Here is a 26,025-nt window from a genome sequence, read left to right as displayed (position 1 = left end):
CATTTGGGGGGAAAAGCATGACAGCCGCTATTTATCAGCATATCGAAGAGCTCGTGCAATATGGCCTTGATAAAGGATTAATTACTCAGTGGGATATTGACCTTACCAGAAATAAATTGCTTGAAGCCCTTAAGCTTGATGACATGGAAGAAACCGCAAAAGCAAAAGAATCCTATGACACACCAGTTCCATTGCTCGAAAAAATTCTGGAATATGCAGCCGAGAATGGGCTTTTGGAGGAGAACACAGTAACCTACCGTGATCTTTTCGATACAAAATTAATGGGATGCCTTACCCCATCACAGACTGAAGTAATCCGACGTTTTAGAGAAACAGCCTATAACCAGGATATAAAGCTTGCAACAGACCATTTTTATCAATTTTCCAAAGATGTTCATTATATCCGCACAAATCGGATTGCAAAAAATCAGCACTGGTTTGCGCAAACAGAATATGGCGATCTCGAAATCACCATCAATCTGTCTAAACCAGAAAAGGATCCAAAGGCTATTGCTGCGGCCAGAAATTTGAAGGAAAGCTCTTATCCGAAATGCCTTCTTTGCAAAGAAAATGTCGGGTATGAAGGAAGAGTCAATCACCCGGCGCGTCAAAACCATCGGATTCTTCCTGTTACATTAAATCAGGAGCAGTGGTTTCTGCAGTATTCACCATACGTTTATTACAACGAGCACTGTATTGTTCTTGCGGGTGAACACCGCCCTATGAAAATTGGAAAAGAAACGTTTGAAAGACTGCTGGACTTTACAGAAACCTTTCCCCATTATTTTATTGGTTCGAATGCGGATCTTCCTATCGTAGGAGGTTCTATTTTGAGCCATGACCATTTCCAGGGCGGCCATCATGACTTCCCTATGTCAAAAGCGGAAATCGAAACGGAATTTTCCTTCCGCTCCTTCCCTGGCGTAAAAGCAGGAATTGTCAAATGGCCAATGTCTGTGATCAGGCTGCAGAGTGAAAACAAAAAGGATCTGATTTCCTTATCCGATCACATTTTAAAAAGCTGGCGGGCCTATTCTGATCCTTCATCAGAAATACTCGCTTTTACAGGTGAAGAAGCTCATAACACGATAACTCCGATTGCGAGAAAGAGAGGCAATTGGTTTGAAATGGATCTAGTTCTTCGCAACAACAGGACTTGTGAAGAACACCCGATGGGTATTTTCCATCCTCATCAAGAGGTTCACCATATTAAAAAAGAGAATATCGGCCTGATTGAAGTAATGGGTCTCGCTGTTTTGCCGGGACGTCTTGTGGAAGAAATGAAGCAGCTTTCAGAAGTGATATTTGAAGAAAATGCTGATGAGATCATTAGTAATAATGGAGAAATCAGCAAGCATTTGGACTGGGCCCTTTCAATTAAAAAAGAACATTCCACTCTTACTGCAGAGAATGCCTACGAAATCATTCAAATGGAGCTCGGAAAAATTTTTGCTGTCATTCTTGAACATGCAGGCGTTTACAAACGGAATGAGCAAGGACGGAACTCTTTCAGTACATTTATCAAGCATATCAGCAGCTAAGAGAGAACTGTCACAAGGGAGGTGGATGAAATGTTTATCGGTGTAGACTATTATCCGGAACAATGGCCTGAATCCAGGTGGCCTGAGGATATCAGATTAATGAAAGAATTGGGAGTAAATGTCGTTCGGCTGGCAGAATTCGGCTGGCAGCTGATGGAGCCTGTGGAAGGCAAGTTCGACTTCTCCCTCTATGATCGAGCCATCGATCTTTTAACGCAAAACGGCATTAAAATTGTTTTGGGAACGCCTACTGCTACACCTCCTGCCTGGCTGATTAAAAAGCACCCCGAAATTTTGCCGGTCGACCAGAATGGTGTAACGATTTCATTTGGAGCAAGGCGTCACTATACTGTAAATAGTGAGATTTATAGAGAATACACGAAAAAGATCGTTACAGAAATGGTGAAACATTACGGCCAGAGTGAGCATGTGATTGGCTGGCAGACGGATAACGAATATGGCCATGAAAAATCAGACCGAAGCTACGGAGAAGCAGACCAAAAAGCTTTTCAACAATGGCTGAAAGAAAAATATCAGACACTTGAGTCATTAAATGAAGCATGGGGAACCGTTTTCTGGAGCCAGACCTACACACAATGGGAGCAGATTCCTGTTCCCCGGAAGGTTTATCAGGAGCATAATTCTAGCCTGCTGCTTGACTTTAACCGTTTTTGTGCCGACGCTTATACAAGTTATAACAAACTGCAGACCGAAATACTGAGAAACTTTGCAAAAGAAGATCAGTTTATTACCCACAATTTCGTCTACACGGACCAGGCGATCAATCAATGGGAAATGTCTAAAGACCTTGATCTTGTTTCCTTTGATAATTACCCTGTTTGGGGTGGACTGGCTGAACCAATTACACCTGCTGCTATTGCCCACCAGCATGATTTATGCCGCGGCACAAAAGATGGAAAAGGCTTCTGGGTAATGGAAGAACTGTCAGGAGCTCAAGGCTGGAGCAAAATCGGCTATCTCCCAAGACCAGGCCATATTAAGCTATGGACTTATCAGGCCATCTCCCGAGGTGCGGAAGCAATCGTTTATTTCAGATGGCGCGCGGCTCAATTTGGAACAGAGGAATTCTGTCACGGCATTTTGGATCACGATGGCCTTCCAAAAAGAAAATTTAATGAAGTAAAAGAAATTATTCAATCCTTAAACAAGTTTGGAGATGACTGGATCAGCTCTTATTATAAAGCGGAAGTTGCCGCTTATTATGATCTTGAAAATGCATGGGCGTGGCAGATTCAGCCGCAAAGCAATGCTTTTGACCATAAGCAGGAGTTTATGCGCTATTATTCCCCTGCTCACCGTTTGAATGCCATGACAGATATTATTAGCAAAGACAGCAATCTCGAAGGTTATAAAGCAGTCATTGTACCTGTTTATTTCTTAACAAACCCGGCCTTTAACGAAAAAATCCGCCAGTATGCAGAAAAGGGAGGAACTGTTATTTTCTCTTACCGTTCGGGTGTAAAAGAGCAAAATAATTTTGTTATTGGGGAAACCTTGCCTGGTGCTTTAGCTGAAATGACAGGAATAAAAATCCATGAATATGAATCACTTCAAAGCGGCCAATCAAATAAGATTACTGGTAAAAGTGGTTCAGTCCTTGAAGGAACAGAATCAGAAGCACTTATTTGGTGTGATTTGATTGAGCCAGATACCGCTGAAGTACTGGCTGAATATGCAGGAAGCTTTTACAAGGGCACAGCAGCCATAACAAAAAACCAATTCGGCAAAGGCACAGTTTACTATATTGGATCAGCAGTTGATGAAGCTCTTCTTCATACACTTTATAAAGGCATTTTCTCTGAAGCAGGCGTAAGCTTTACAGAAACACAGAATGGAACAGAGCTTGTTAAAAGGGAAAATGATGGTGCGGTCTACTTATGCGTTATGAACCATTCCACAGAAAACACTTCCGCTCTATCGCTTCCTGATGGAAAATGGATGGACGCAGCGTCAGATGAAGCCTTTTTTGGTGAAATGACCCTTCAGCCTTTAGAAACAAGAGTGTTAACAAAGAAAAAATAGTAGGCGCAAAGGGGAATGGTACCTTTGATTTCACTTATCGGGTATGCGGCTGCAATACTCACGACGTTATCTTTCCTGCCGCAGGCAATTAAAACCGTCCAAGAAAAAAACACAGAGGGGATCTCTTTTTGGATGTACAGCCTCTTTACAACCGGCGTTTTCTTCTGGCTGATTTATGGTATATGTGTTTCAGATGTTCCTATTATTGCAGCCAATCTGGTAACACTCATTTTCGCAGTGACTATTCTCACATTAAAAATTGTTTACAGCAAGAGAGAAAAAGACGAGCTTCCAAAAGCAGGATAATGAAAAACTCCCCGGATTTATTGAGGCCACTGAAAAAGTCTTTAAAGGATTGCCTTTGTTAAATTGGCCGGCTGATTTCCACTACAGGATGCTTCGCTTTCCGCGGGGCGAGCGGTGAGTCTCCTCAGCGCTAATTGCCTGCGGGGTCTCACCTGTCCCGCTGATCCCGCAGGAGTCCCGCACCTTCCGTTTCAATCAGCCTAGTGCTATGAAACCAATAACTTTAACCAAACTAAACTACTAGAAGTCAAATCCCTTACTTTTTAAGGGATCTGGCTTTTTTTGTTTTATAAAGGAGATAATCTATTCGAGTAGGGGTGGTTCCAATGATGCCAATACAAGAGTCGATCAAGCGCCTAAACCCCTTTTTTTAAAATGAACTTTGAATTCACGCTCATAAACTACCGTTTGTTCTATAAAATGCCCATAAAAAATATAATCTAAAGGAGCTATAAAAATGATCGCAGGCACTAACTATCTGCTTGCCCTATAAATTGCTTCCTGAGGGAGGAATAGTGTGAATAACAAGGTAGGGAAAGATGATTTTGTTTCAGGTTTTGTGCCCAATCATACTCATGGGTCGGTAGATTACACCTCGATCGCCGATGGCCATGTTCACCAATGTCTTGATGTAACACATCCGCCGATCGCTACAAATGATGGCAGCCACATTCATTATACGGAGGGCTTTGTCATGTTTGAAGATGGGCATACCCATCATTACAAGGCTTATTCCAGTCCGGCTATTCCAGTCGGCAATGGTATGCATGTTCACTTTTATGATTTTTACACTTCTGAAAATGATAATCATAGGCATCATGTCAGAGGTGTAGATCAGCCAGCCCCAGGAAATAAGTAAAAAATATATAGTTATTCAGTTTTCCTCATTATAAAAGGCAGCACTTAAGCGTGCTGCCTCTCCCACATATTACGCCCCGAGAATTTCCTCAATTTGATTCACAAGGCGCTCATTCATCTCAATATCAATGGCTCTCGCATTTTCTTCAATTTGCTCAGGTTTTGTAGCTCCTACCAGAGCACTTGCAACGTTCTCCTGGCGCAGAATCCACGAGATAGCTAGCTGAGAAAGCTTGACATCCATTTCATTTGCGATTTTTTCTAGCTGGCCGACTTTCCCGAGAACCTCGTCATTTAAATAGCGGTTCATGTGTGTATTGGATTTCGGATCAGTTGCCCGGCTGCCTTCCGGGAGCTTTTCGCCGGCTTTGTATTTCCCAGTAAGTATGCCCTGCGCAAGCGGAGAGAAAACGATTTGGCTAATGCCATTTTGCTGCGAAACTGGAATCACATCTTTTTCAATATAACGGTCGAGCATGTTATAAATCGGCTGATTGACAACAATTCTGTCCAGCAAATATTTATCTGCTGTGCCCAGTCCCTTTTCTATTTGCTGGGCAGTCCACTCGCTTACCCCTACATAAAGAACTTTACCTTGCCTTACCATGTCGTCAATGGTTCTTAGTGTTTCATCAATAGGTGTTTCCGGATCGTAGCGATGGCAATAGTAAATATCTAAGTACTCATGATCAAGGCGCTTCAGACTTGCATGAAGCTGCTCAAATACATGCTTTCTTGAAAGCCCTCTGTCATTAACGCCCTTTCCCATCGGCCAGTAGACTTTTGATGCCAGCACATATGACTCACGGGTGTATTTCTTAAGCGCCTCACCAACAATTTTTTCTGCTTCCCCTTGAGCGTAAACATTTGCTGTATCAAAGGAATTAATGCCCAGATCATAGGCTTTTTCAATAACACTGAATGCCTGCTCTTTTTCAGTGGAATTCCCATATGTAAGCCAGCTCCCAAGGCTAATTTCACTCACTTTTAATCCTGTTCTTCCTAATTTGCGGAATTTCATTGCTCCAGCCTCCCAGTTATTTTTTGGGCTCTTTTCTTAAACTTTTAGTTTTTCATCAAAATAAATGAATTCCTAAAACGATCCTTCTGCGAATTTTAAGATACCACGAAGCTAATCTTCCTGCTTGTTCTAAAGCAGTACGAATAACAACAAGCTTTGCGAAAACTGCCTTTTTTTAAAATCAATCTTCTGAATGCGCTTTCTGCTGTCACTGAAAGTATAGTATACGAGCCATTTTTTTCATAATTTTTTGCTTATTCAATCAGTTGATACCATGCGTGTTCGTCATCGCCAAATGATTCTCATAATATTCACAACTTATACCTTGATTGTATGCGCTTACTTGGTTACAATTAATACACAAGGTATTTTTCCGATCTTATAAGAGGATGTGAGAAACATGTTAGAACAACGCAATCTGGAGCCCTGTATAGAAAGAAGTTTTGAGATTATCGGCAAAAGATGGACTGGTTTAATTATTTATGTGTTGTCCAGCGGACCGAAACGCTTTAGCGAGATTCACAAAATGATCCCTGACTTAAGCAAACGGATGCTTACTGAACGGATTAAGGAATTAGAAGAGCACGGCATTGTCGTTCGATATGTGATTGCTGAACGTCCTATTCGGACAGAATACCTGCTTAGCAAAAAAGGAGTTGCTTTAGGGAATATTCTCGGGCCAATTAAGGACTGGGCAAACAGTTATATGCAATGAAAAAATAATTGAAAACGCTAACAAAATAGAAATTCCCCCATTTTCTTAAATATAAAGCGGGGTCACTCGAGATCCGAATGATAAAACAGGACCCTGATATGCTCAGGGTCCTGTTTCATTTACCTATACCCGTTTCTTTTGAAACGCTGCAATGTTAGCATACTCTTCTTTCAATAAACGTGATAGCCTGATGTAGATAGGTGTAAGCTCTTTGTAAACATCGACAGTTTCCTCATGAGGTTTATGATAATGAGTAGCCCCTACCATTTCTGAAACCACATTTAAGCTTTTTACTTCTCCAAGCCCGTACAATCCTAAAATTACCGCTCCAAGACATGAGCTTTCAAAGCTCTCCGGTACATAGATTTCCTGATGGAATATATCCGCCATCATTTGTCTCCAGAGGGGTGATCTTGCAAAGCCGCCTGTTGCCTGAATTTTTTTCGGTTCACCTATCAATTCTTTTAATGCAAGAAGTACTGTGTAAAGATTAAAGATAACTCCTTCCAGAACGGCTCTGATCAAATGTTCTTTTTTGTGATGAAGCCCAAGTCCAAAGAAGGAACCGCGGGCATTTGAATCCCACAAAGGAGCTCTCTCTCCTGCGAGATACGGATGAAAGAGCAGGCCGTCTGCACCCGGTTTTACCTTTGATGCAATTTCGGTCAGAATTTCATATGGATCCATACCAAGACGCTTCGCAGCTTCCACTTCAGAAGCTCCAAGTTCTTCTTTTGCCCACCGGAAGATCATTCCTCCGTTATTTACAGGTCCGCCGATTACCCAATGATTTTCTGTCAAGGCATAACAGAAAATTCTTCCTTTAGGATCTGTTACCGGCTTGTCTGTAACAGCTCTGATCGCACCGCTTGTCCCGATTGTAACAGCTACCTCTCCAGGCTTGATTGCATTTACCCCAAGATTCGAAAGGACTCCGTCGCTTGCCCCAGTAATAAAAGGTGTTGAAGGATCAAGATGCATTTCTTTTGCATAGGACTCATCAAGGCCTTCCACCTTACAGGTTGTTGGAACTGGCTTAGACAGTTTATCAGAAGTTATTCCAGCAATTTGAAGAGCTTCTTCATCCCAATCAAGGTTTTTCAAATTAAACAAACCTGTTGCAGAGGCAATAGAATAATCAATGACATACTCATTAAAGAGTTTAAGGAAGATGTATTCCTTAATGGAAATAAATTTATGTGCCGCTTGAAAAATGTCTGCCTTTTCATTACGCAGCCATACAAGCTTGGAGAGCGGAGACATTGGATGAATCGGTGTTCCTGTTCTTAAGTATATTTCATGTCCGTTCATTTCATTTTTGATTTTTTCTGTCCACTCTGCACTTCTATTGTCAGCCCAAGTAATGCATTTTGTAATAGGCTTTCCACTGCTATCAACTGCAATAACACTATGCATAGCGGAACTGAATGAAACGCATAGTACATCACTTGCATCGATATTGCTTGATTTCATTGTTTCTTTTATGGTGCCGATCACCGCACGGAAAATTTCTTCCGGATCCTGTTCAGCCGTTTCCGGCGTTGGTGAATAGAGCGGATATTCAATTCCATGCTTAGCAATTACCGTTCCTTCTGTAGAAAAGAGTACAGATTTCGTGCTTGTTGTTCCAATGTCTACACCAATAGCATATTTTTGACTCATCTTAATTTCCTCCTTCAAGAAAACAGAGAAAGAAGCTCAAGGCTCCTGAGCTCCTTTACCTCATCATATCATTTACACAAATGCATTTAGGATCAAAGCGCCTCCAAATGCAATAAAGGATAGCAATGTTTCCAAAACTGTCCATGTTTTAAACGTTTCTTTTATTGTTAACCCCAAATATTCCTTTACCATCCAGAAACCAGCATCGTTAACATGAGAGAACATGAGAGATCCCGCACCAGTTGCAATAACAAGGAGTTCAACATTCACACCAGACATGTTTGCAACAATTGGCGAAACAATCCCTGCTGCTGTGGTAAGTGCGACTGTAGCAGAACCGGTAGCAATCCTGATCATACCTGCAATAAGGAATGCCAATATTAACGGAGATACCGCAAGATGTTCTGACATGCCTGCAATCGTATTGCCGACACCGCTGTCTATTAAGATTTGTTTAAATCCTCCGCCTGCCCCAATAATTAAAACAATGGAACCAACAGGCATGATGCATTTCTCTGTCAGCTTTTTGATCTGATCCTTTCCCATACCCTGCCGGTAGCCAAGGAAATAATAAGCGGCAAAAACAGCAATCAAAAGAGCGATAACAGGACTGCCAATAAATGCAAAGAATTTAAGCAACCCTTCTCCCATCGGGATGTAAGGAGCAATAGCTGCAAAAATCATTAAAATAACAGGCAAAAGGATAATAAGAAAAGAAATGCCTGTGCCTGGAAGGCTTTTCTTCGATACATTCACCCGAATAAGCTGAGGTTCTCCTTTTGGGATAACCCGTTTGTGAATAAATCTGGCAAATAAAGGACCTGCAATGATCGAAGCAGGAATCGCTATGATCAATGAGTAAAGCAATACATGCCCAAGCTCTGCTTTATAAATGCCGATAGCAGCCATCGCACCTGGATGAGGCGGAACAATTCCATGAACAATTGAAAGACCTGCTATAACCGGCAAAGCAATCAGCAGAATATTTTGTTTGGATGATTTTTGTATTGAGATGACAAGCGGAAGCAGGATGAGTATTCCTACTTCAAAGAACACTGGAATACCGATAATAAATCCGGAAAGCAGCATTGCCCATGGCAGTCTTTTCACACCAAAAATTTTAACAAAAAAATCGGCAACTTGCATGCCTGCACCTGAATCTGCCATCATTTTGCCCAATATCGTCCCAAGAGCAAGGATCCCGACTAAATGTCCGAGAACACCGCCCACCCCTGTTTCATAAGCGCTTACGATTTTATCCAGGGATAAACCGCTCATGATAGCTAAAAACAAGCTTGCTACTGTTAAGCTTATAAATGCATGCCATTTGAGCAATGAGACGCCAAGAACAACAATGACGATAGCTGCAAGCGTTATAAGAAGCAAATATGCGTCCATTTTTCTCTCTCCCTTGCTAGGTAACCCCTTACATTACATTCATAAAAAAAGCAATCATCCAATATCTGGAGAAAGCCTTTTCATTCTCATGTAAAAGAATACAGTCTATTTCCTGATCTTTTTTACGGAACCCCTAAGGAGTTCCGTTCAAAAAGTGTTTATCTTTATTTCTGGCTCAATTATTATTTTGATAAACGTTTCATCAATTCTTCTTTTTCAGCTTCAAAGCCTGGCTTTCCAAGAAGAGCAAACATATTCTTTTTATAAGCTTCAACTCCAGGCTGGTCAAATGGGTTAACTCCAAGAATCAAGCCGCTGATTCCGCAAGCTTTTTCAAAGAAATAAACCATTTCGCCGTATGTGTACTCATTTAATTCATCCAATTCAACAACCATGTTCGGCACTCCGCCATCCACATGAGCAAGTACTGTACCTTGGAAAGCGTTTTTGTTTACTTCATCCATTGTTTTTCCTGCAATGAAGTTTAAGCCGTCTGTATTTGCTGGATCTTCTTGAATCGTAAGCTCAACTTTCGGTTTTTTCACTTGAACAACTGTTTCAATCAGGTCACGGCGGCCTTCTTGAACGTATTGTCCCATTGAGTGAAGATCAGTTGAGAAGTCAACAGAACCCGGGAATAATCCTTTTTGGTCTTTTCCTTCACTTTCGCCAAACAGCTGTTTCCACCATTCAGAAACATAATGAAGAGCCGGTTCGTAGTTCACAAGCAATTCAATTGTCTTTCCTTTAGCGTAAAGAGCATTTCTTACTGCTGCATACTGGTAGCTTTCGTTTGTAGCAAGATCAGGGTTATTGTATTTTTCTTGTGCAGCCCGTGCGCCTTCCATCATTTTATCAATATCAAGACCTGCTGCAGCAATTGGAAGCAACCCAACAGCTGTTAGGACAGAATATCTTCCGCCAACATCATCAGGAATGATAAATGTTTCGTAGCCTTCTTCATCAGCAAGCTTTTTCAAAGCGCCTTTTTCTTTATCTGTTGTAGCGAAAATACGTTTTTTCGCTTCTTCCTTACCGTATTTTTTCTCCATGTAGTCGCGGAAAATACGGAAAGCAACAGCTGGCTCAGTTGTTGTACCTGATTTTGAAATAACATTGACACTAATGTCTTTTCCTTCAAGCAATTCAAACAGGTGTGTGATATAAGTTGAGCTGATATTTTGTCCAGCAAAATAAATTTGTGTATTTCCATCCATTTGATTGTGGAAGGAATGGCTAAGCGCTTCAATAGCAGCGCGTGCTCCAAGGTAAGAACCGCCAATACCGATAACGACTAAAGCGTCTGAGTTAGAACGGATTCTTTCAGCAGCTTTTTTGATTCGGTCAAATTCTTTTTTATCATAGTCTGTCGGAAGGTTTACCCAGCCGTGAAAATCAGATCCAGGTCCTTTTTGGTTGTGAAGCATTTCATGTGCTGCTTTTACATACTCGCTAAGGTTGTCCACTTCTCCTTGATTCATGAAGGATAAAGTGTTTTTATAATCGAAAGAAACAGTCATTATGGATTCTCCTTTATTTGTCAGTATAGAAAAAGAAAAGGAGCGCCCGCCCTTTCCTTACATCATCCCGCGGGGGGAATAAAAAGATGTATATGTTTAGGGAAAATGGCGCTCCGCAATATCAATTGGAAGCTTTCTTATTTTTGAACAGCTTTTTCCCAGTCTTGAGAGAATTTTTCCATACCTTGATCAGTTAAAGGATGTTTTGTAAGCTGTTCAATTACTTTGTAAGGAATTGTTGCAATATGTGCACCAGCCATCGCTACACGAGTAACGTGGTCAGGGTGGCGTACGGATGCTGCAATGATTTGTGCATCCAAGTTATGAACGCGGAACAATTCAGCGATTTTCGCTACTAACTGTACGCCATCTTCAGAGATATCATCCAAACGGCCAAGGAATGGAGATACATAAGTTGCCCCCGCACGAGCTGCAAGAAGAGCTTGGTTAACTGTGAAAATAAGTGTTACGTTCGTTTTTACACCTTTTTTAGTCAGGTAGCGGCAAGCTTCCAAACCAGCAATTGTCATTGGAAGTTTAACAGTGATTTTTTTGTCTCCGCCGTTGATTTTGATCAATTCTTCTGCTTCAGCGATCATGTCTTCAGCAGTTAAAGCAACTGGAGTTACTTCTGCAGATACTGATTCAATATCAGGAACAGCCTGGCAGATTTCAGCGATACGGTCTTCAAACTTAACGCCTTCTTTTGCTACAAGAGATGGGTTAGTTGTTACGCCAGAAAGAACGCCAACTTTGTATGCTTTTTTAATGTCGTCCATGTTTGCAGTATCAATAAAAAATTTCATGATAAAACCTCCAAGTTTTTTTATTAGATTTTGGCTCTATTGAACTTATCTGTTGATTTCCGCTCCAGGCGTTCGCTTTCCGCGGGCAGTCCGGGAGCCTCCTCGTCGCTATGCTCCTGCTTAGGTCTCCCTTGACTCGCACTCCCGCAGGATTCTCCGCCTTACGCTCCAATCAACAGGTGCTCAAAAATTAACACCATTCGTTGACATAGCCTAGATTTTAAAAGCTTACTTCTTTTCTACAGCATGTCCGCCGAACTCATTGCGAAGAGCGGCTACCACTTTACCTGTGAATGTATCGTCTTCCGAAGAACGGTAACGCATAAGAAGGGACATAGCGATAACAGGTGTAGCTGCTTGAAGATCAAGAGCTGTTTCAATTGTCCATTTACCTTCGCCTGAAGAGTGCATAACCCCTCTGATTTCATCCAATTTCGCATCTTTGGAGAATGCATTCTCAGTCAATTCCATTAACCAAGAACGGATAACGGAACCATTGTTCCAAACTTTCGCAACTTTTTCGTAATCATAGTCGAATTCGCTTTTTTCAAGAACTTCGAATCCTTCTCCGATAGCAGCCATCATACCGTATTCAATACCGTTGTGGACCATTTTAAGGAAATGTCCGCTTCCAGCAGGACCGGCATACAAGTAGCCATTTTCAACAGCAGTGTCACGGAAAATCGGTTCAACAATGTTCCATGCTTCCTGGTCTCCGCCGACCATGTAGCAAGCTCCGTTACGAGCGCCTTCCATGCCGCCTGAAGTACCAGCATCCATGAACATGATGCCTTGTTCTTTCATTGCATGGTAACGGCGAAGGGATTCTTTGTAATGAGAATTACCAGCTTCGATAACGATATCGCCCTTTTCAAGGAAAGGAGCAACTTCGCCGATAACAGAATCAACAACACCATGAGGAACCATGATCCAAAGAACTCTTGGAGCCTCTAAAGATTTAACTAGTTCTTCTAAAGTAAAAGCACCAGTTGCTCCGAATGATACCATTTGTTCAACTGCTTTTTCGTTCAAATCAAAAGCTGCAACCTCATGTTTATGATCAAGAAGGTTTTGGCCAATGTTTAAACCCATTTTTCCTAAACCGATTAATCCGACTTTCATGTCTTTGCCTCCTAAGTATACATCCAAAAAAATTCATCTCATGCTGCCTTTTAAAGAAACAGTTGTCCTTTAAAAAGGCAGCCCAGTTTTCTAAATTACCCGTTTAAAACTTCTTTGGCAATACGTACAACATTTTCAGTTGTGAAACCGAAGAAGTCCAGTACTTCGCTGCCTTTACCTGATGCTCCGAATGTGTTAATCGCAAGGTTTCTTCCTTCAAGGCCTGTGAATCGCTCCCAGCCTTGAGAAATACCCATTTCAAGAGATACACGCTTCGTTACATTTTTCGGAAGAACAGATTCTTGATATTCTTTGGACTGAGCGCCGAACAATTCCCAGCTCGGCATTGCAACCACACGTACAGATACATTTTCTTTTTCAAGCTCTGCTTTGGCATCGGCTGCAAGAGAAACCTCTGAACCTGTTGCAATTAGAATCATATCAGGGTTTTCATTTGTTTCAGCAAGCACATATCCGCCTTTTGAAAGGCTGTCGATGTTATTTTTCGTTTCTTCGAAAACAGGAAGGTTTTGACGGCTCAAAATTAGAGCGACAGGTCCTTCTGTTTGCTGAAGAGCATATGCCCACGCATTAGCTGTTTCATTTGCATCACTTGGACGGATGACAGTCAGGCCTGGGATCGCACGAAGAGCTGCAAGATGTTCTACAGGCTCATGTGTAGGTCCATCTTCTCCAACTGCTACGGAGTCATGTGTGAATACATAAGTAACAGGAAGTTTTTGGATAGCTGCAAGGCGAATCGATGGGCGAAGGTAGTCGTTGAATACAAAGAACGTACTTACGAATGGCTTCACGCCTCCATGAAGAGCCATACCATTTCCAGCTGCTCCCATTGCATGCTCGCGGACACCGAAGTATACGTTGCGGCCTGCATAAGATTCTACTGCGAATTTAGCTTCGCCTTTAATGTCAGTCATGGTTGAACCAGAAAGATCGGCGCTTCCTCCGAAGATGCCTGTTACTGATTTAACAAAGTGATTGATCGCTTGACCGCTTGCTACACGAGTAGAAACAGCTTTGTCAGTGTCAAAAGTTAAAATATCTTTTGCATCAATCAGTACTTTGCCTTCGATTGCCTTTTCTAGCTCTTCAGCAAGCTCAGGATTTTCTTTTTTGTATGCTGCAAATAATTCGTTCCATTCGCTTTCTTTTTTTGCACCTTTATTCTTAAGCTCTTCAAAATGAGCTTTCACTTCTTCTGGAACATAAAAGTCATCTTCAAATAGCCATTTGTAAGCTTGTTTAGTTGCTTTCGCTTCTTCAACACCAAGCGGAGCACCATGCGCTTTATTGGTACCGGCTACTTTAGGGCTGCCGAAACCAATAATGGTACGGACTTCAATAATTGTTGGCTGATCTGTATTCGCTTTTGCTTCTTCAATCGCTTTAGTAATATCCCCAAGATCATTTCCATCTTCTACCCTTAAATATTGCCAGTTTGCAGATTCTGCACGTTTTTTCATGTCATCAGAGAAAGATACGTTTAATTCTCCATCAAGAGAAATATCATTTGAATCATAAAGAACAACCAATTTGCCAAGCTTCATATGACCTGCCATTGACATCGCTTCATATGCAACGCCTTCCATCAAGTCACCATCGCCAACAAGCGCATATGTGAAGTGATCGACAACATTTTGTCCGCCTTTATTGAACTTCGCTGCAAGATGAGCTTCAGCCATTGCCATACCGACTGCAGTAGATACACCTTGTCCAAGAGGGCCTGTTGTTGCTTCTACTCCATCTGTATGGTGAACTTCAGGATGTCCTGGAGTTTTGCTGTTCAATTGACGGAAGTTTTTCAAATCATCAATTGACAAATCATAGCCGCTAAGGTGAAGCATGCTGTAAAGCAAGCTTGAACCATGTCCTGCTGAAAGAACAAAACGGTCACGGTTGAACCAGTGGGAGTTACCAGGATTATGGTTTAAATGGTTTGCCCAAAGAGCGTAAGTCATTGGAGCAGCGCCCATTGGTAGTCCTGGATGTCCGGAGTTTGCTGCGTTTACCGCATCAATAGAAAGTGTTCTGATCGTCGTTACAGCAAGTGTTTCAATATTGACTGCCTCTGCATTCTTAGTCATTCGTTACTTCCTCCTAAATTCATCATGAATTCTTATACGTTTAGAGCAATATCAAGATCTTCAGGTTCTTTTTTATCAAGCCACCACTGGAAGCCATCTTCCTTCAGCAAATCATGAGCTGCTTGAGGGCCATAAGAGCCAGCTTCATATTCATAAAGCGGGACCAAATTGCCTTCGAAAGAATCAAGAATTGGCTGAACCCATTTCCAAGCCAGTTCAACTTCATCCCAATGAGCAAAGAATGTTGAATCGCCGCGAAGCGCATCAAAAATCAAACGCTCATAAGCTTCAGGAACATCATCCTGTTTAGATGAGAAGTCAGCATGAATCGGTTCCAGCTTACCATCATTTAACGGGTTTTTACTGTTTAGCTGAAGTGAAACACTCTCATTAGGATTGATTTCAATCACTAAAAGATTTGGTTCAGTTTTCTGATCCTGCAGGTTGTAAAGTTCTTTTAGCGGGTTTTTGAATTCAATGACAATCTTGGTGGATTTCTCTTTTAGTCTTTTTCCTGTACGGATATAGAATGGAACGCCATTCCAAAATTCATTGTCAATCCAGAGTCTTGCTGCGATAAAGGTATCGTTTTGGGAAGATGCTTCAATACCAGGCTCTTCTTTATAACCAACAACCGGGTTATCAAGAATCTTTCCAGATGCATATTGTCCCCGAACTACATGTGCCTCAACCTCTTCTTTTGTAAGAGGGCGAAGAGCTTCCATAACCATTCTCTTTTCATCACGAATCTCTTTGGAATTGATTCGTTTAGGAAGATGCATAGCCGTCATCATCAGCATTTGCAGCATATGGTTTTGAACCATATCTCGAATGGCACCTGATGTATCATAATAACCTGCACGTTCTTCTACTCCCACTGTTTCGCCGGCAGTGATCTGAACGTTAGCAATGTACTTATTATTCCAAAGCGCCTGAAGAACAGGATTGGCAAATTCTAGTGCCTCAAGATTTTGAACCATCGGTTTTCCAAGATAGTGGTCAATCCGATAGATTTCATCCTCATTAAACGCTTTGCTTAATTTTTCATTTAATTCCTGAGCGCTTTTCAAATCGTGGCCAAACGGTTTTTCAATGATTAGCCTTTTCCAGCCCTCAGTAGATCCAAGACCGCTTTCCTTAATGTTTATCGCAATAACATCGAAGAATTCCGGTGCCACAGAAAGATAGAACATCCGATTCTCTGGAACACCAAGTTCTTGTTCTCTATGTTCTACTAGTGTGCGAAGCTTTTCGAAATCCTGAGGATCCCGAGCATCCACCGCACTATAGTTAAATGCTTTTAGAAATTTGTCTGTATCGGATAACTGACTGAATTCACGGCGGGAAAAAGTAATTAATGATTGCTTAACATATTCCTGAAATTCGCTGTGAGTCATGTCTCTTCTGCCAAGACCGATAATAGAAAAGGACGAAGGCAGTTTTCCTTCTAAAAACAGGTTGTACAAAGCCGGATAAATTTTTCTTTTGGCCAAGTCGCCTGTTCCGCCGAACAGCACAAAGGTCATAGATTCCATTTGTATTCCTCCCTCTTGCTGAGATCTATTCCCCTTAAATATTTAAGGTGATTTTTCTTATATAGGTTATATTACGTAACCTATCGTACTCTTCTTAATTTCATCAGTCAAGTAATTTGTGTACAAATTTTGAACCTTTTAAACCCTTGTTTTATAAGTGATAATGCCACATTCAGAAAGTCACATCTATAAAATCCATTTATTTCTAATGGGTTCTCTTTTACACTCTAAGTTACTATTAATAAGTATAACTCAATGCTAAAAAGTGTTATAAAATTTATCGATATACATATAATTCTGTTACACTTTCCTTTAATTAGGCTCACTAAATAAAATTCAATATGAAAATATATTGAAATGAAGATAATATTGTTTACCTGGTTACTTTTTTAGTTATAATATCGAATAAGATTAAAAAAGTATGATCAGCTTTCCTAAATATAGGGAAAAGCTTTAAGAAGATATCATTTTAGATCAGTAAGGGGGGTATAGATGACCGAAGATATAAGAAATAAGCCACTTTGTCAACAGGTAGAGGATTCCTATCATTTAATCGGCAAGAAATGGATGGGGCTTATTATTCACAGCCTGATGGAGGAACCAAGAAGGTTTAGTGAAATCCATGCGTCTATTCCAAGCCTTAGCAAACGAATGCTGAATGAGCGGATAAAAGAGCTTGAGGACTATGGAATTGTTATTCGGAATGTCATTACTGACAGACCGGTAAGGACAGAATATTCCTTAACAAGAAAAGGGATAGAACTTGGCAGAGCACTGCAGACGGTTGAGGATTGGGCGGTTAAATGGCTTTAGAACAAAGGAATTGACTTAGAGAGGATGATCCTTACTCCCTGATCAATGTCAGTTCCTTTTTTTAAGAGGAAAATTTAATTAAATAGACCTAAAAAAAGAAAAAAGCTGCAGATATCAACATCTGCAGTTTTTTAGCATCTTCATTTTTTCATCACTTTGATATTCTTCTCGTCATCAAGCGTTATGATAACATCTGCCATATTGACAAAAAGACCATTTTCTACAACGCCAGGAATCATATTAAGCTCGCGTTCAAGTGTTTCAGGATCCCCAATTTCCGAAAATTGACAATCAAAAATATAATTTCCGTTGTCTGTAATGAGAGGGTTTCCTGCGGTTTTACGAAGTTCAAGCGTACAACCAAGCTTCTGAATATGTCTTCCCGTCATTTCATATCCGAATACAACGACCTCAACAGGCAAAGAAAAGGATCCTAACGTTCTTACCATCTTGTTAGGATCTGCCACTACTACAAATTCCTTAGATGCCTTCGCAATAATTTTTTCACGAAGCAGAGCTCCGCCTCCGCCTTTAATTAAGTGCATATGCGGATCGGCTTCATCTGCACCGTCAATGGCAAGATCAAGGAATTCCATTTCTTCAAATCCTATAAGAGGAATACCGCATTCTTGTGCTAGTCTTTCAGTAGCTAGTGACGTTGGAATGCCCTTTATATTGAGGCCCTCCGCAACGAGCCTGCCCAGTTTTTGAATGGTATAGAATACAGTTGATCCTGTACCAAGCCCAACCGTCATTCCCTCTTTTACAAGATCTGCTGCTTTTTCCCCTACAATCTGCTTATCATTCATCTTTATTCCCCTCTTATGCTTTGCTTAGGGCTCTTTTTTACACTTTATTAAGTTACCCTCTTAAAAAACCGGTTTCAAATTGATTTCGTCATTTTCGATAATGGCGTTTTCAATATCTTCTGCTTTTAAAAGGAGCAGCTTCTCAAGGAATTTATTATTTTCAATGATGACGCGGATTTCCTCTTCAGTGGTCACATTTTCTGTTTTTTGTTTTTCAATTAGTTCGGTGATCGCCTGTTTGAAAGCATTTGTACGAATGAGCCATTCTCCAATTAGAGCTTTAGTTTCTTCACGCTCAGCTTCAGATTTAACGGCAAAAAGGCTTTCCATTTCCGTCTCACCTAACATTACACTTCTGAAGTCGGCATCCATGCGAATCCAAAAAAAGTTCTTTTCAACCGTATAATGCTTGTCTCTCAAAAGAAAATATTCGACCCCAATTTTCAGTTCGTAATCATAGGATGATTTTGATGGAATATGAAGCTCCATTGCCTCAATTTTTCCATTTTCGTCTATATAAGTTTCAAGTCCATATTGGGTTTCAAGTACTTTTGCGTTTAATAAGCTCATGATGTTACTAACTTCCTCTCAATGATTAATAAGGGTTATATTAATGCAGTGCTTCTCTGATTCTGTCTATTGCATCCTTGCGGTCAGGATTTCCGTAAATGGCAGAACCGGCAACAAGTACGTTCGCTCCAGCATCCGTGCACAATTTAGCTGTTGCTTCATTAATGCCGCCATCCACTTCAATTTCAACTGAAAGCTGGTTTTTCTTAATCATTTCAGAAACCTGCTGAATTTTCGGCAGCACGCTGCGGATAAATTTTTGTCCGCCGAAACCAGGATTTACGGTCATTAACAAAACCATGTCGATGTCTTCAAGCACGTGCTGGATGTGCTCTGCAGGGGTCGCAGGATTCAAAACAACACCTGCTTTAATACCATGGCTTTTTATTAGCTGAATCGTTCTGTGCAAGTGAGGGCTTGCTTCTGCATGGACGGTAATAATATCAGCTCCTGCTTTAGCGAATGCTGGTATATAGTGATCAGGATTTTCAATCATTAAGTGAACATCAAGCGGCAGCTTCGTTATAGGACGAATGGCTTCAACAATAAGCGGCCCGATTGTAATGTTCGGTACAAAGTGTCCGTCCATTACATCAACATGAATATAATCGGCCCCGCCTGATTCTACATCTCGGATTTCATCTGCCAGCTTGCTAAAATCAGCAGAAAGTATGGATGGTGCTATTTTTACCATATTCCTTTTCTCCCCCTCTTTTTCTTTCAGTAGAAGGATTTCTAGTTGAATCCTCATTTAATATGAAAAATTTGTTATTATTGCTCCTCTGGTTACTTAATATAACCATAATAAATCTTATCAAAATGACCGTCAATCAAAAAGACTGTTTATGGAAAGATTGTTGCTGTCCGTTTGATTTTGGATGAAAAAATGCTTCGTGGCATCTTTTCTTAAAATTCGCAGTTGTATTATTATTTGGAATTCATTTTTTCGTTGTAAAAACAACAAAGTTTAAGAAAAGAGCCATCAAAAAACACTAATTGTTTCTTATTTTGCTTCTTTAAAGGAACTATATTACCGAAAAAAAGTCAATTATAAAAGAAAGGATCCCCCAATGGGATCCTCTCCGTAAAGTAGTTAAGGTATATATTGTTCAGAAATACTTGTTATCACTCCATTTTTAATCGTAATTTTATACGGTACATAATACTTCGTTTTTACAAATTGCAGAAACTGCTTTTTTGTAACTTTTTCATTCCACTTAATTTCCCCGCTTCTCGTTTGCAGGAAGTACGATGCTGACTTGGAAACTGGAAAGCTTCTAAGCTTTTTGCTGGCATCCCTGATGTAATAACCATCAGGAGCTCCATCCATTTCTTTTCGGCAGCCGCAGTCTTTTAAAAATTCCCTATCCGCATCTTTCCCAAAGTACCATTGGATATAATTAAATGTTCCAGTTAATTTCCCGTGAACCTCTTTTAAGGAAGTAATATAAGTCATTGTCTTTCCTGAAGAGGATAAAGGCTGTGCATAAGCACCAGCAGTTACAAACAAACTAAGAACAGCAACCGAAATAAAGAATGAGGCAAATCGCTTCTTAAACAAATCATTGATCGCTCCTTTACTGAATATCAATGCATTTTATGAAGGATATTCTCTAAACATTCAGCGTTTCCTCTATTAAAACACACGAAGGAATGATTAATTTTTTGTAAATTTTTCAGCATTATTGTTCGACTGTCATTTCTTCCTGCTGGTTTGCATCTGCTTTATATTTTAAAATTTTACCATCATCGTTTTTATGATAAATAGTAAACATCTCGAGCTTTTGATCTTTATTCCACTTCACTAAAATTTGTGCATCCAATTTATCCGCTTTTAAGCCTTCTATATCAACTTCTTTTTCTGTCGTCTTATAGCCAGGCTGCGGCATGTAATCATAGCGGAACTCAGTTGCATTTGATCCGTCTTTTACTCCAACAGGCTCACTGTTTTGAAGTATATCATCAACTTCTTTTTTCGACATCCCTATTTGAAGCTCTTCTCTTAATTCAAATGGTGACATATAAGGAGCATTATTGGTTTTAGAACTATCTGTATTTTGAGATGCTGAATCATCTTTTTTTGTATCATCAGCTGTTGTTTGATTATCCTTTTTCGCTGTATCTCCGCTTTTGCCGGAAGCTGAATCATTTGATGACTGTGCCTGTTTTTGATCCTTATTTTGATCTGCTGTTGAAGCTGGAGCTTGCTCCTGCTGCTTTGGCTCATCTTTTTTCTGTAAAGATTCCTGAGACTGTGCTTGAACGGATTCCTTTTTAGCACTGCTTTCGCTTGTTGACTGGGATTGACATCCTGCGGCAAAAAGAAGAATAAGAGCAGTGGATAGAGTAGCGATGTGTTTTAATTTCATTAATAAGACCTCCCAATTAGTTTAAATAATAGCAATAAAGGAAAAAGATTGAAATACTTCTATAAAATTTGTCGAAAGATGAGCATTAAAGTTACATACGGAGGGAGAATTTTTTCTAAGTAATATATATAAGGATGGGATTGGTAAATGCTCAACAGGGTATTCGTTGACGAATCCCTCATGCTTATACTATAATATTAAAGTTCCTTGTCTCAGTAGCTCAGCAGGATAGAGCGACAGCCTCCTAAGCTGTAGGTCGTGAGTTCGAATCTCGCCTGGGACATCAGATAAAAGAGCCGGCAGTACCTGATCATACAGGTATCTGCTGGCTCTTTTTAGTTCTGGCTGTTTTCGCAAAGATTGTTGCTATTCGTAAAGTCTTAGAACACGCATAAAGATTAGCTTCGTGGCATCTTTTCTAAAAATTCGCAAGTGTATTCTTGCTCTATAATCACTTAAATAGATAAAAAAACCACAAAGTTTAAGAAAAGAGCCTTAGTTATTGACATGAAAGCTAAGCTCTTTATTTACTTTGGAAATCTTCAGAATAATAGGAAATTATGGTAAATTATTTATAAAAAGAATTAACATATACTAAATCTTCATGTTTTGAGAAATATAATGAGAAGATTATATCAAGCTGCATAAAAAAAGACAGCTCTAATAAAAGAGCTGTCTTTTTTCTAATACTATTAGGAAGTTTTAGAAACCCGCAGGTCTCGGGCCAATCCCAACACTTTTCCTAGCGTCGTGAATCGTTACTAATTTAACATCATCCATTGAGAAAAAATGCAGCACACCTTTTTCGTCTTCAAAGGTTACATGGCTTTCAGCTTTAGCCAATTCCAACACATCTGCTTTCGTTTGGTCTGATTCAATGACCCTAGTAACTTGCAGTTCTCCGCCTAAATAATAATTTACAGTATATTTGTTCATTCAGGCACCTCCTCTAAAATTCTATATTTTGCAAATGGGAGGTGTTTTCCTGCTTTTTAAGAATGGAAGTCTTAAGAATAATTATAGTGCTGCATCCAGCAAAATCTTCCCTGCACTCATCCTGCTTTCTATTAATTCGTGAGCCTTTACTGCTCCGCTTAACGGGAAACGATGGCCTATTTGTATTACTAATTTTCCACCACTGATCAATTGCAGCACTTCATTGGCAATTGGAAACAAGGTTTCCGGCCTTTTTTTTCTTGTCGTCCCAAGACTGAATCCCAATATGGAACGACAGCTTGAATGCACGTCACTGGTTTTAAAAGTTCCTGCTTTTCCGCTTGAGTTTCCGAATTGAACAAGGCGTCTATATGGGGCTAGACAGGATAAGCTTTGTTCTGTAAAGGCTCCGGCAATAGAGTCTAATACAATATTTACTCCCTTGCGATCTGTCAGATCATTCACATTCTCTGCAAAATTCTCTTTTTCATAGCATATGGCATGGTCAGCACCAGCATTAAGTACTGCAGAAATTTTCCTCTCCCTGCCTACAGTTCCAATAATTTTGTTTGCACCTAATAGCCTTGCCAATTGAATGGCTGTTGTTCCAACTCCTCCAGCCGCGGAATGGATGAGGATGCTCTCTCCTTTCTCGATCCTTGCGATATCTGCAAGCAGCTTATAAGAAAGGAAGGAAACGGTCGGGCATGCTGCAGCCACTTCAAATGAGATATTATCAGGTATAGGGAAAGTGAGATTAGCATTTGCGGCTGCATATTCTGCATATGACCCGCTCGCCGGAAAAGCGATCACCCTCTAGCCAATTTCAAATCCCTCAACTTCTGCCCCAATCTCTGCTATAACACCTGCTGTATCAAGCCCCGGCACAAAAGGTTTAAGAAACTCCCCCTTTTTTCCGTATCTCGCTTTGACATCAGCAAAATTTACACTGCTTTTTTCCACTTTAATTAAAACTTGTTTAGGGCTTATAACCGGAATCTCAATATCTATGTATTTCATTACCTCAGGAGATCCAAATTCACTGACTATAATTGCCTTCATCTGTACTCCCCCTAGTCCATCATACCTTTACTTTACTCCTATCCTGAAAATTGGGAAAGATGATTATTAAGCAAGATAAGAATATCTTATAATGATAGATTTCAATAATAAAAATGTTTGTTGATGTTTGATTGTAAAAGAAAAGGGTACAGGCTGAATAAACTGCCTATTAAATTCAAGGAGGAGAAAAAGTTGGATAAGAATAGGAGAAAGGCTAACACCTCTGAATTGAGAGCTGGAAATCAATTAAATAAAGATAACATAACGATTGTTGATACTAACACTGCCAAAAAAGCTATAGCAGCCACAAGTCTTGGCAATGCAATGGAGTGGTTTGACTTTGGAATTTATTCCTATTTGGCTGTAACTCTCGGGAAGGTTTTCTTTCCTGAAATGCAGGGAAGCGTGCAATTAATCTATACTTTTGGTACTTTTGCTGCTGCTTTTCTTGTACGTCCTATTGGCGGAGTATTTTTTGGTATGCTGGGAGATCGGTTTGGGCGAAAAAAAATATTGGCTGTCACATTAGTTCTAATGGCGCTCGCGACTTTAAGCATCGGCTTAATCCCAAGTTATGCCTCAATTGGTGCAGCAGCCTCTGTTTTGCTTCTAATAGCAAGGCTTGTGCAAGGTTTTTCAACAGGCGGTGAATATTCCGGTGCAATGACATTTATAGCCGAATCAACTCCAGATAAAAAGCGGGGAGTTATGGCAAGCTGGCTGGAGGTTGGCACTCTAATTGGATATATTGCAGGAGCAGGCCTTGTTACTCTCCTTACGTTTCTGTTAGGAGAGGAAAAAATGGCAGAATGGGGATGGCGTATTCCTTTCTTTATAGCCGGGCCTATCGGAATTGTTGGTCTTTATTTACGGAGTCATTTAGAAGAAACTCCTGCTTTTGAAGCGATGGAAAATGAACAAGTAAATAAAAAAGACCGAGGATCCTTTAAAAACATTCTGGTCTCCCATAAAAAAACACTTATGATCGGAATTGTCATTGTATTCTTTTACAACATTGTAAATTACATTGTTCTATCCTATATGCCTTCTCATTTAGACGCAGTACTTGGCTATGGGGAAACAAAAGGTTTGCTTTTAATATTAATTGTCATGTTTATCATGATTCCAATTGTCCTTTGCATAGGGTATCTTAGTGATCGGGTTGGAGGCAAAAAAATTATTCAAGCAGGCCTAATTGGCTTAATTTTTTCATCAATTCCGGCATTCCTGATGATTGGAAGCGGCAATAGCTGGCTTGTCTTTTTCGGTATTATGATTCTCGCTATCTTTTTAGCTTCCTTTCAAGGAACCATGCCGTCACTTTTGCCTTCTTTGTTTTACACAGACGTCAGATATGGGGCTCTTTCGGTTACGTATAATGTATCCACTTCTTTATTTGGCGGTACAGCGCCTTTAGTTGTGGCCTGGCTTGTTAGTATTACCAGCAACAATAATGTTCCAGCATATTATCTCATTGCATCTTCCATTATCGGGATTCTAATCGTCACCTATTTTGTAAAAGACACCTCAGGTAAACCTCTTCGCGGATCAGCACCTGCCGTTGAGGAGAAAAATGAAATACCAGCTATTATGAATAACCCTGAAGAAGCTTTATGGTGGAAAGAGGAAAAAAAACAACTGGAAAGATAGCCAAAGGAGCTGGAAGATCCAGCTTCTTTTTTCTGTTTAACCAAGTCCATGCTCAAACCTTTCCAATCCAAAATTTCTTTATTCCTGGATCATTTGACCCTTTCTAAACACCATCTTTATTATATGACATACTATTTTTTTGTCGTAAAAAAGCCTCTTTTACCCACTGTTATAAGCGAAAATAGTCAAATGTTGTCTAATAAAAAAAGAATGAAGGAAATTTTGTAACATAAATGTAACACTGCTGTTATCTCCCTTTAATGGAAATCTAGTAAATTAGGTTTAGAAAATAACAGCAAGGGGAATTACATTATGATTAAGAAGACTTTGTCACTACTGTTTGTTCTTACGATGATAATTACTGTTTCACCTACTGTGAGTGAAGCCGCAAGCTACCACAAAAAAGCGATCTCCATTGCGAAATCAAACCTTGGAGTTAGATATTCTTGGGGTGGTATGACACCTAGCGGTTTTGATTGTTCCGGATTAGTAAGATATTCATATGCAAAAGCAGGCAAAACACTGCCTCGTACTGCTGCAGAAATGTATTCAAAAGGCACTAAGGTTCGAAGCCTTTCTCTTGGAGATTTAATGTTTTTTGCTCCAAATAAAGCCTCCAGACCTACACATGTTGCCATATACATAGGAAAAGGACAAATGATACAAGCAGCAACTTCTAAAGGTGTTTCAATCGCCTCTACTAACAATCTTTATTGGCATCCGCTTTTTATAGGTGCAAAACGAATCTGACAATTTTTAAGAAGACTATATGTCTTCTTTTTTTATTTCCATAAAACTCTCAAATCAAAAAAAGAAGGCATCCGCCCTCTTCTAATATCTAGTCTATTATTTTTGTGTACTGAATTTTTTACGAAGCCCTAATACTGCTGCTAGTGAAAGAAGAGACCCGCCAGTAGCTTTATTTAGGAATGTTCCAAATTCTTATTGCTGCATTTGGATCTTTTTCTTTAACTGCTTTTATATATTCTTCAGTGTAATCATTATGAGGAGCAAATATGCTGTTTAATTGTTCTGCAGCTTGATCACCGTATAGTATTTGCCTTGTTTGATAATTTCATTAAGATAACGGAAGAAATAAAAAGATGGATCATCAATTTATTAAATATTTTTCAAGTAATGATTTTCTTGTTTTCTATCCTTTCTAAAAGCAAACAAAAAAGCCT

General features: G+C 40.0%; 22 protein-coding genes, 1 tRNA gene and 1 pseudogene. 9 read left to right on the top strand and 15 right to left on the bottom strand.

Features of this window, described 5'->3' with window-relative positions; genetic code table 11:
• Nucleotides 1-17 precede the first annotated feature (17 nt).
• The 4 genes from galT (at nucleotide 18) to ACOT8F_RS04845 (ending at nucleotide 4,749) form a co-directional block, all read left to right on the top strand.
• Nucleotides 18-1,541: a UDP-glucose--hexose-1-phosphate uridylyltransferase gene (gene galT, locus ACOT8F_RS04860; RefSeq protein ID WP_421650423.1), complete on the top strand. Its 1,524-nt coding sequence runs from the start codon at nucleotides 18-20 to the stop codon at nucleotides 1,539-1,541.
• 30 nt (nucleotides 1,542-1,571) lie between these two features.
• Nucleotides 1,572-3,584: a beta-galactosidase gene (locus tag ACOT8F_RS04855; protein ID WP_421650422.1), complete on the top strand. Its 2,013-nt coding sequence runs from the start codon at nucleotides 1,572-1,574 to the stop codon at nucleotides 3,582-3,584.
• Between the two features lie 15 nt (nucleotides 3,585-3,599).
• Nucleotides 3,600-3,890 (top strand): SemiSWEET transporter, encoded by a 291-nt coding sequence (locus ACOT8F_RS04850; protein ID WP_421650421.1) that lies wholly within the window; start codon nucleotides 3,600-3,602, stop codon nucleotides 3,888-3,890.
• A gap of 517 nt (nucleotides 3,891-4,407) precedes the next feature.
• Entirely contained in the window at nucleotides 4,408-4,749 is a 342-nt protein-coding gene (locus ACOT8F_RS04845) for a YmaF family protein (protein ID WP_421650420.1), read from the top strand.
• Nucleotides 4,750-4,818: 69 nt separating this feature from the next.
• Here ACOT8F_RS04845 and ACOT8F_RS04840 read toward each other — a convergent pair whose 3' ends face one another.
• Nucleotides 4,819-5,769, bottom strand: a complete 951-nt coding sequence (locus tag ACOT8F_RS04840; protein WP_421650419.1) for an aldo/keto reductase family protein — start codon at nucleotides 5,767-5,769, stop codon at nucleotides 4,819-4,821.
• A 400-nt stretch (nucleotides 5,770-6,169) separates the two neighbouring features.
• Between ACOT8F_RS04840 and ACOT8F_RS04835 the strand changes: the two genes are divergently transcribed.
• On the top strand, nucleotides 6,170-6,484 hold the full coding sequence (locus ACOT8F_RS04835) for a winged helix-turn-helix transcriptional regulator (protein WP_421650418.1): 315 nt from the start codon (nucleotides 6,170-6,172) through the stop codon (nucleotides 6,482-6,484).
• Between the two features lie 123 nt (nucleotides 6,485-6,607).
• On the opposite strand, the gene gntK is transcribed toward ACOT8F_RS04835, so the two are convergent.
• From gntK to zwf, 7 genes are all read right to left on the bottom strand, one after another.
• Nucleotides 6,608-8,146, bottom strand: a complete 1,539-nt coding sequence (gene gntK, locus ACOT8F_RS04830; RefSeq protein WP_421650417.1) for a gluconokinase — start codon at nucleotides 8,144-8,146, stop codon at nucleotides 6,608-6,610.
• A gap of 72 nt (nucleotides 8,147-8,218) precedes the next feature.
• Complete coding sequence (locus tag ACOT8F_RS04825; protein WP_421650416.1) at nucleotides 8,219-9,544, bottom strand: GntT/GntP/DsdX family permease; 1,326 nt, start codon at nucleotides 9,542-9,544, stop codon at nucleotides 8,219-8,221.
• 182 nt (nucleotides 9,545-9,726) lie between these two features.
• Nucleotides 9,727-11,064, bottom strand: coding sequence for a glucose-6-phosphate isomerase (locus ACOT8F_RS04820; protein WP_421650415.1), 1,338 nt, complete (start codon nucleotides 11,062-11,064; stop codon nucleotides 9,727-9,729).
• A gap of 137 nt (nucleotides 11,065-11,201) precedes the next feature.
• Nucleotides 11,202-11,870, bottom strand: a complete 669-nt coding sequence (gene fsa, locus ACOT8F_RS04815) for a fructose-6-phosphate aldolase (protein WP_421650414.1) — start codon at nucleotides 11,868-11,870, stop codon at nucleotides 11,202-11,204.
• A 228-nt stretch (nucleotides 11,871-12,098) separates the two neighbouring features.
• Nucleotides 12,099-12,992: a phosphogluconate dehydrogenase (NAD(+)-dependent, decarboxylating) gene (gnd, locus tag ACOT8F_RS04810; RefSeq protein WP_421650413.1), complete on the bottom strand. Its 894-nt coding sequence runs from the start codon at nucleotides 12,990-12,992 to the stop codon at nucleotides 12,099-12,101.
• A 95-nt stretch (nucleotides 12,993-13,087) separates the two neighbouring features.
• Nucleotides 13,088-15,097, bottom strand: coding sequence for a transketolase (gene tkt, locus ACOT8F_RS04805; protein ID WP_421650412.1), 2,010 nt, complete (start codon nucleotides 15,095-15,097; stop codon nucleotides 13,088-13,090).
• Between the two features lie 32 nt (nucleotides 15,098-15,129).
• Nucleotides 15,130-16,632: a glucose-6-phosphate dehydrogenase gene (zwf, locus tag ACOT8F_RS04800; RefSeq protein WP_421650411.1), complete on the bottom strand. Its 1,503-nt coding sequence runs from the start codon at nucleotides 16,630-16,632 to the stop codon at nucleotides 15,130-15,132.
• 492 nt (nucleotides 16,633-17,124) lie between these two features.
• Here zwf and ACOT8F_RS04795 point away from each other — a divergent pair, with 492 nt between their 5' ends.
• Nucleotides 17,125-17,445 carry a winged helix-turn-helix transcriptional regulator gene (locus ACOT8F_RS04795; RefSeq protein ID WP_421650410.1) on the top strand — a complete coding sequence of 107 codons (321 nt, stop codon included), beginning with the start codon at nucleotides 17,125-17,127 and terminating at the stop codon, nucleotides 17,443-17,445.
• Between the two features lie 140 nt (nucleotides 17,446-17,585).
• Here ACOT8F_RS04795 and rpiA read toward each other — a convergent pair whose 3' ends face one another.
• From rpiA to ACOT8F_RS04770, 5 genes are all read right to left on the bottom strand, one after another.
• On the bottom strand, nucleotides 17,586-18,254 hold the full coding sequence (gene rpiA / locus ACOT8F_RS04790) for a ribose-5-phosphate isomerase RpiA (RefSeq protein ID WP_421650409.1): 669 nt from the start codon (nucleotides 18,252-18,254) through the stop codon (nucleotides 17,586-17,588).
• Nucleotides 18,255-18,314: 60 nt separating this feature from the next.
• Entirely contained in the window at nucleotides 18,315-18,824 is a 510-nt protein-coding gene (locus ACOT8F_RS04785; protein ID WP_421650408.1) for a hypothetical protein, read from the bottom strand.
• 40 nt (nucleotides 18,825-18,864) lie between these two features.
• The gene (gene rpe / locus ACOT8F_RS04780; RefSeq protein ID WP_421650407.1) at nucleotides 18,865-19,518 is read right to left on the bottom strand and encodes a ribulose-phosphate 3-epimerase; all 654 of its coding nucleotides are present in this window, start codon (nucleotides 19,516-19,518) and stop codon (nucleotides 18,865-18,867) included.
• Nucleotides 19,519-19,917: 399 nt separating this feature from the next.
• Nucleotides 19,918-20,385 carry a hypothetical protein gene (locus ACOT8F_RS04775; protein WP_421650406.1) on the bottom strand — a complete coding sequence of 156 codons (468 nt, stop codon included), beginning with the start codon at nucleotides 20,383-20,385 and terminating at the stop codon, nucleotides 19,918-19,920.
• 121 nt (nucleotides 20,386-20,506) lie between these two features.
• The gene (locus ACOT8F_RS04770; RefSeq protein ID WP_421650405.1) at nucleotides 20,507-21,193 is read right to left on the bottom strand and encodes a hypothetical protein; all 687 of its coding nucleotides are present in this window, start codon (nucleotides 21,191-21,193) and stop codon (nucleotides 20,507-20,509) included.
• Between the two features lie 209 nt (nucleotides 21,194-21,402).
• On the opposite strand from ACOT8F_RS04770, the gene ACOT8F_RS04765 reads away from it, so the two are divergent.
• Nucleotides 21,403-21,476: transfer RNA gene (locus ACOT8F_RS04765), tRNA-Arg, on the top strand.
• Between the two features lie 419 nt (nucleotides 21,477-21,895).
• Here the strand turns inward: ACOT8F_RS04765 and ACOT8F_RS04760 are convergent.
• The gene (locus ACOT8F_RS04760; protein ID WP_421650404.1) at nucleotides 21,896-22,129 is read right to left on the bottom strand and encodes a hypothetical protein; all 234 of its coding nucleotides are present in this window, start codon (nucleotides 22,127-22,129) and stop codon (nucleotides 21,896-21,898) included.
• Between the two features lie 81 nt (nucleotides 22,130-22,210).
• Nucleotides 22,211-23,191, bottom strand: a pseudogene (locus ACOT8F_RS04755) (quinone oxidoreductase family protein).
• Nucleotides 23,192-23,383: 192 nt separating this feature from the next.
• Between ACOT8F_RS04755 and ACOT8F_RS04750 the strand changes: the two are divergent.
• Complete coding sequence (locus ACOT8F_RS04750; RefSeq protein WP_421650403.1) at nucleotides 23,384-24,841, top strand: MFS transporter; 1,458 nt, start codon at nucleotides 23,384-23,386, stop codon at nucleotides 24,839-24,841.
• Between the two features lie 312 nt (nucleotides 24,842-25,153).
• A complete protein-coding gene (locus ACOT8F_RS04745) occupies nucleotides 25,154-25,591 on the top strand; it encodes a C40 family peptidase (RefSeq protein WP_421650402.1) in 438 nt (145 codons plus the stop codon).
• Nucleotides 25,592-26,025 lie beyond the last annotated feature (434 nt).

This window comes from Chryseobacillus diguaensis (genome assembly GCF_049220665.1).
In the GTDB taxonomy this organism is placed as follows: Bacteria; Bacillota; Bacilli; order Bacillales; family Bacillaceae; genus Metabacillus_B.
This window is presented reverse-complemented; position numbering and strand designations above follow the sequence as displayed.

Bases quoted from the DNA above. Each gene is read 5' to 3' on its own strand.
- galT (WP_421650423.1), top strand. From the start codon at position 18: ATGACAGCCGCTATTTATCAGCATATCGAAGAGCTCGTGCAATATGGC.
- ACOT8F_RS04855 (WP_421650422.1), top strand. From the start codon at position 1,572: ATGTTTATCGGTGTAGACTATTATCCGGAACAATGGCCTGAATCCAGG.
- ACOT8F_RS04850 (WP_421650421.1), top strand. From the start codon at position 3,600: ATGGTACCTTTGATTTCACTTATCGGGTATGCGGCTGCAATACTCACG.
- ACOT8F_RS04840 (WP_421650419.1), bottom strand. From the start codon at position 5,769: ATGAAATTCCGCAAATTAGGAAGAACAGGATTAAAAGTGAGTGAAATT.
- ACOT8F_RS04835 (WP_421650418.1), top strand. From the start codon at position 6,170: ATGTTAGAACAACGCAATCTGGAGCCCTGTATAGAAAGAAGTTTTGAG.
- gntK (WP_421650417.1), bottom strand. From the start codon at position 8,146: ATGAGTCAAAAATATGCTATTGGTGTAGACATTGGAACAACAAGCACG.
- ACOT8F_RS04825 (WP_421650416.1), bottom strand. From the start codon at position 9,544: ATGGACGCATATTTGCTTCTTATAACGCTTGCAGCTATCGTCATTGTT.
- ACOT8F_RS04820 (WP_421650415.1), bottom strand. From the start codon at position 11,064: ATGACTGTTTCTTTCGATTATAAAAACACTTTATCCTTCATGAATCAA.
- fsa (WP_421650414.1), bottom strand. From the start codon at position 11,870: ATGAAATTTTTTATTGATACTGCAAACATGGACGACATTAAAAAAGCA.
- gnd (WP_421650413.1), bottom strand. From the start codon at position 12,992: ATGAAAGTCGGATTAATCGGTTTAGGAAAAATGGGTTTAAACATTGGC.
- tkt (WP_421650412.1), bottom strand. From the start codon at position 15,097: ATGACTAAGAATGCAGAGGCAGTCAATATTGAAACACTTGCTGTAACG.
- zwf (WP_421650411.1), bottom strand. From the start codon at position 16,632: ATGGAATCTATGACCTTTGTGCTGTTCGGCGGAACAGGCGACTTGGCC.
- ACOT8F_RS04795 (WP_421650410.1), top strand. From the start codon at position 17,125: ATGACCGAAGATATAAGAAATAAGCCACTTTGTCAACAGGTAGAGGAT.
- rpiA (WP_421650409.1), bottom strand. From the start codon at position 18,254: ATGAATGATAAGCAGATTGTAGGGGAAAAAGCAGCAGATCTTGTAAAA.
- ACOT8F_RS04785 (WP_421650408.1), bottom strand. From the start codon at position 18,824: ATGAGCTTATTAAACGCAAAAGTACTTGAAACCCAATATGGACTTGAA.
- rpe (WP_421650407.1), bottom strand. From the start codon at position 19,518: ATGGTAAAAATAGCACCATCCATACTTTCTGCTGATTTTAGCAAGCTG.
- ACOT8F_RS04770 (WP_421650405.1), bottom strand. From the start codon at position 21,193: ATGAAATTAAAACACATCGCTACTCTATCCACTGCTCTTATTCTTCTT.
- ACOT8F_RS04760 (WP_421650404.1), bottom strand. From the start codon at position 22,129: ATGAACAAATATACTGTAAATTATTATTTAGGCGGAGAACTGCAAGTT.
- ACOT8F_RS04745 (WP_421650402.1), top strand. From the start codon at position 25,154: ATGATTAAGAAGACTTTGTCACTACTGTTTGTTCTTACGATGATAATT.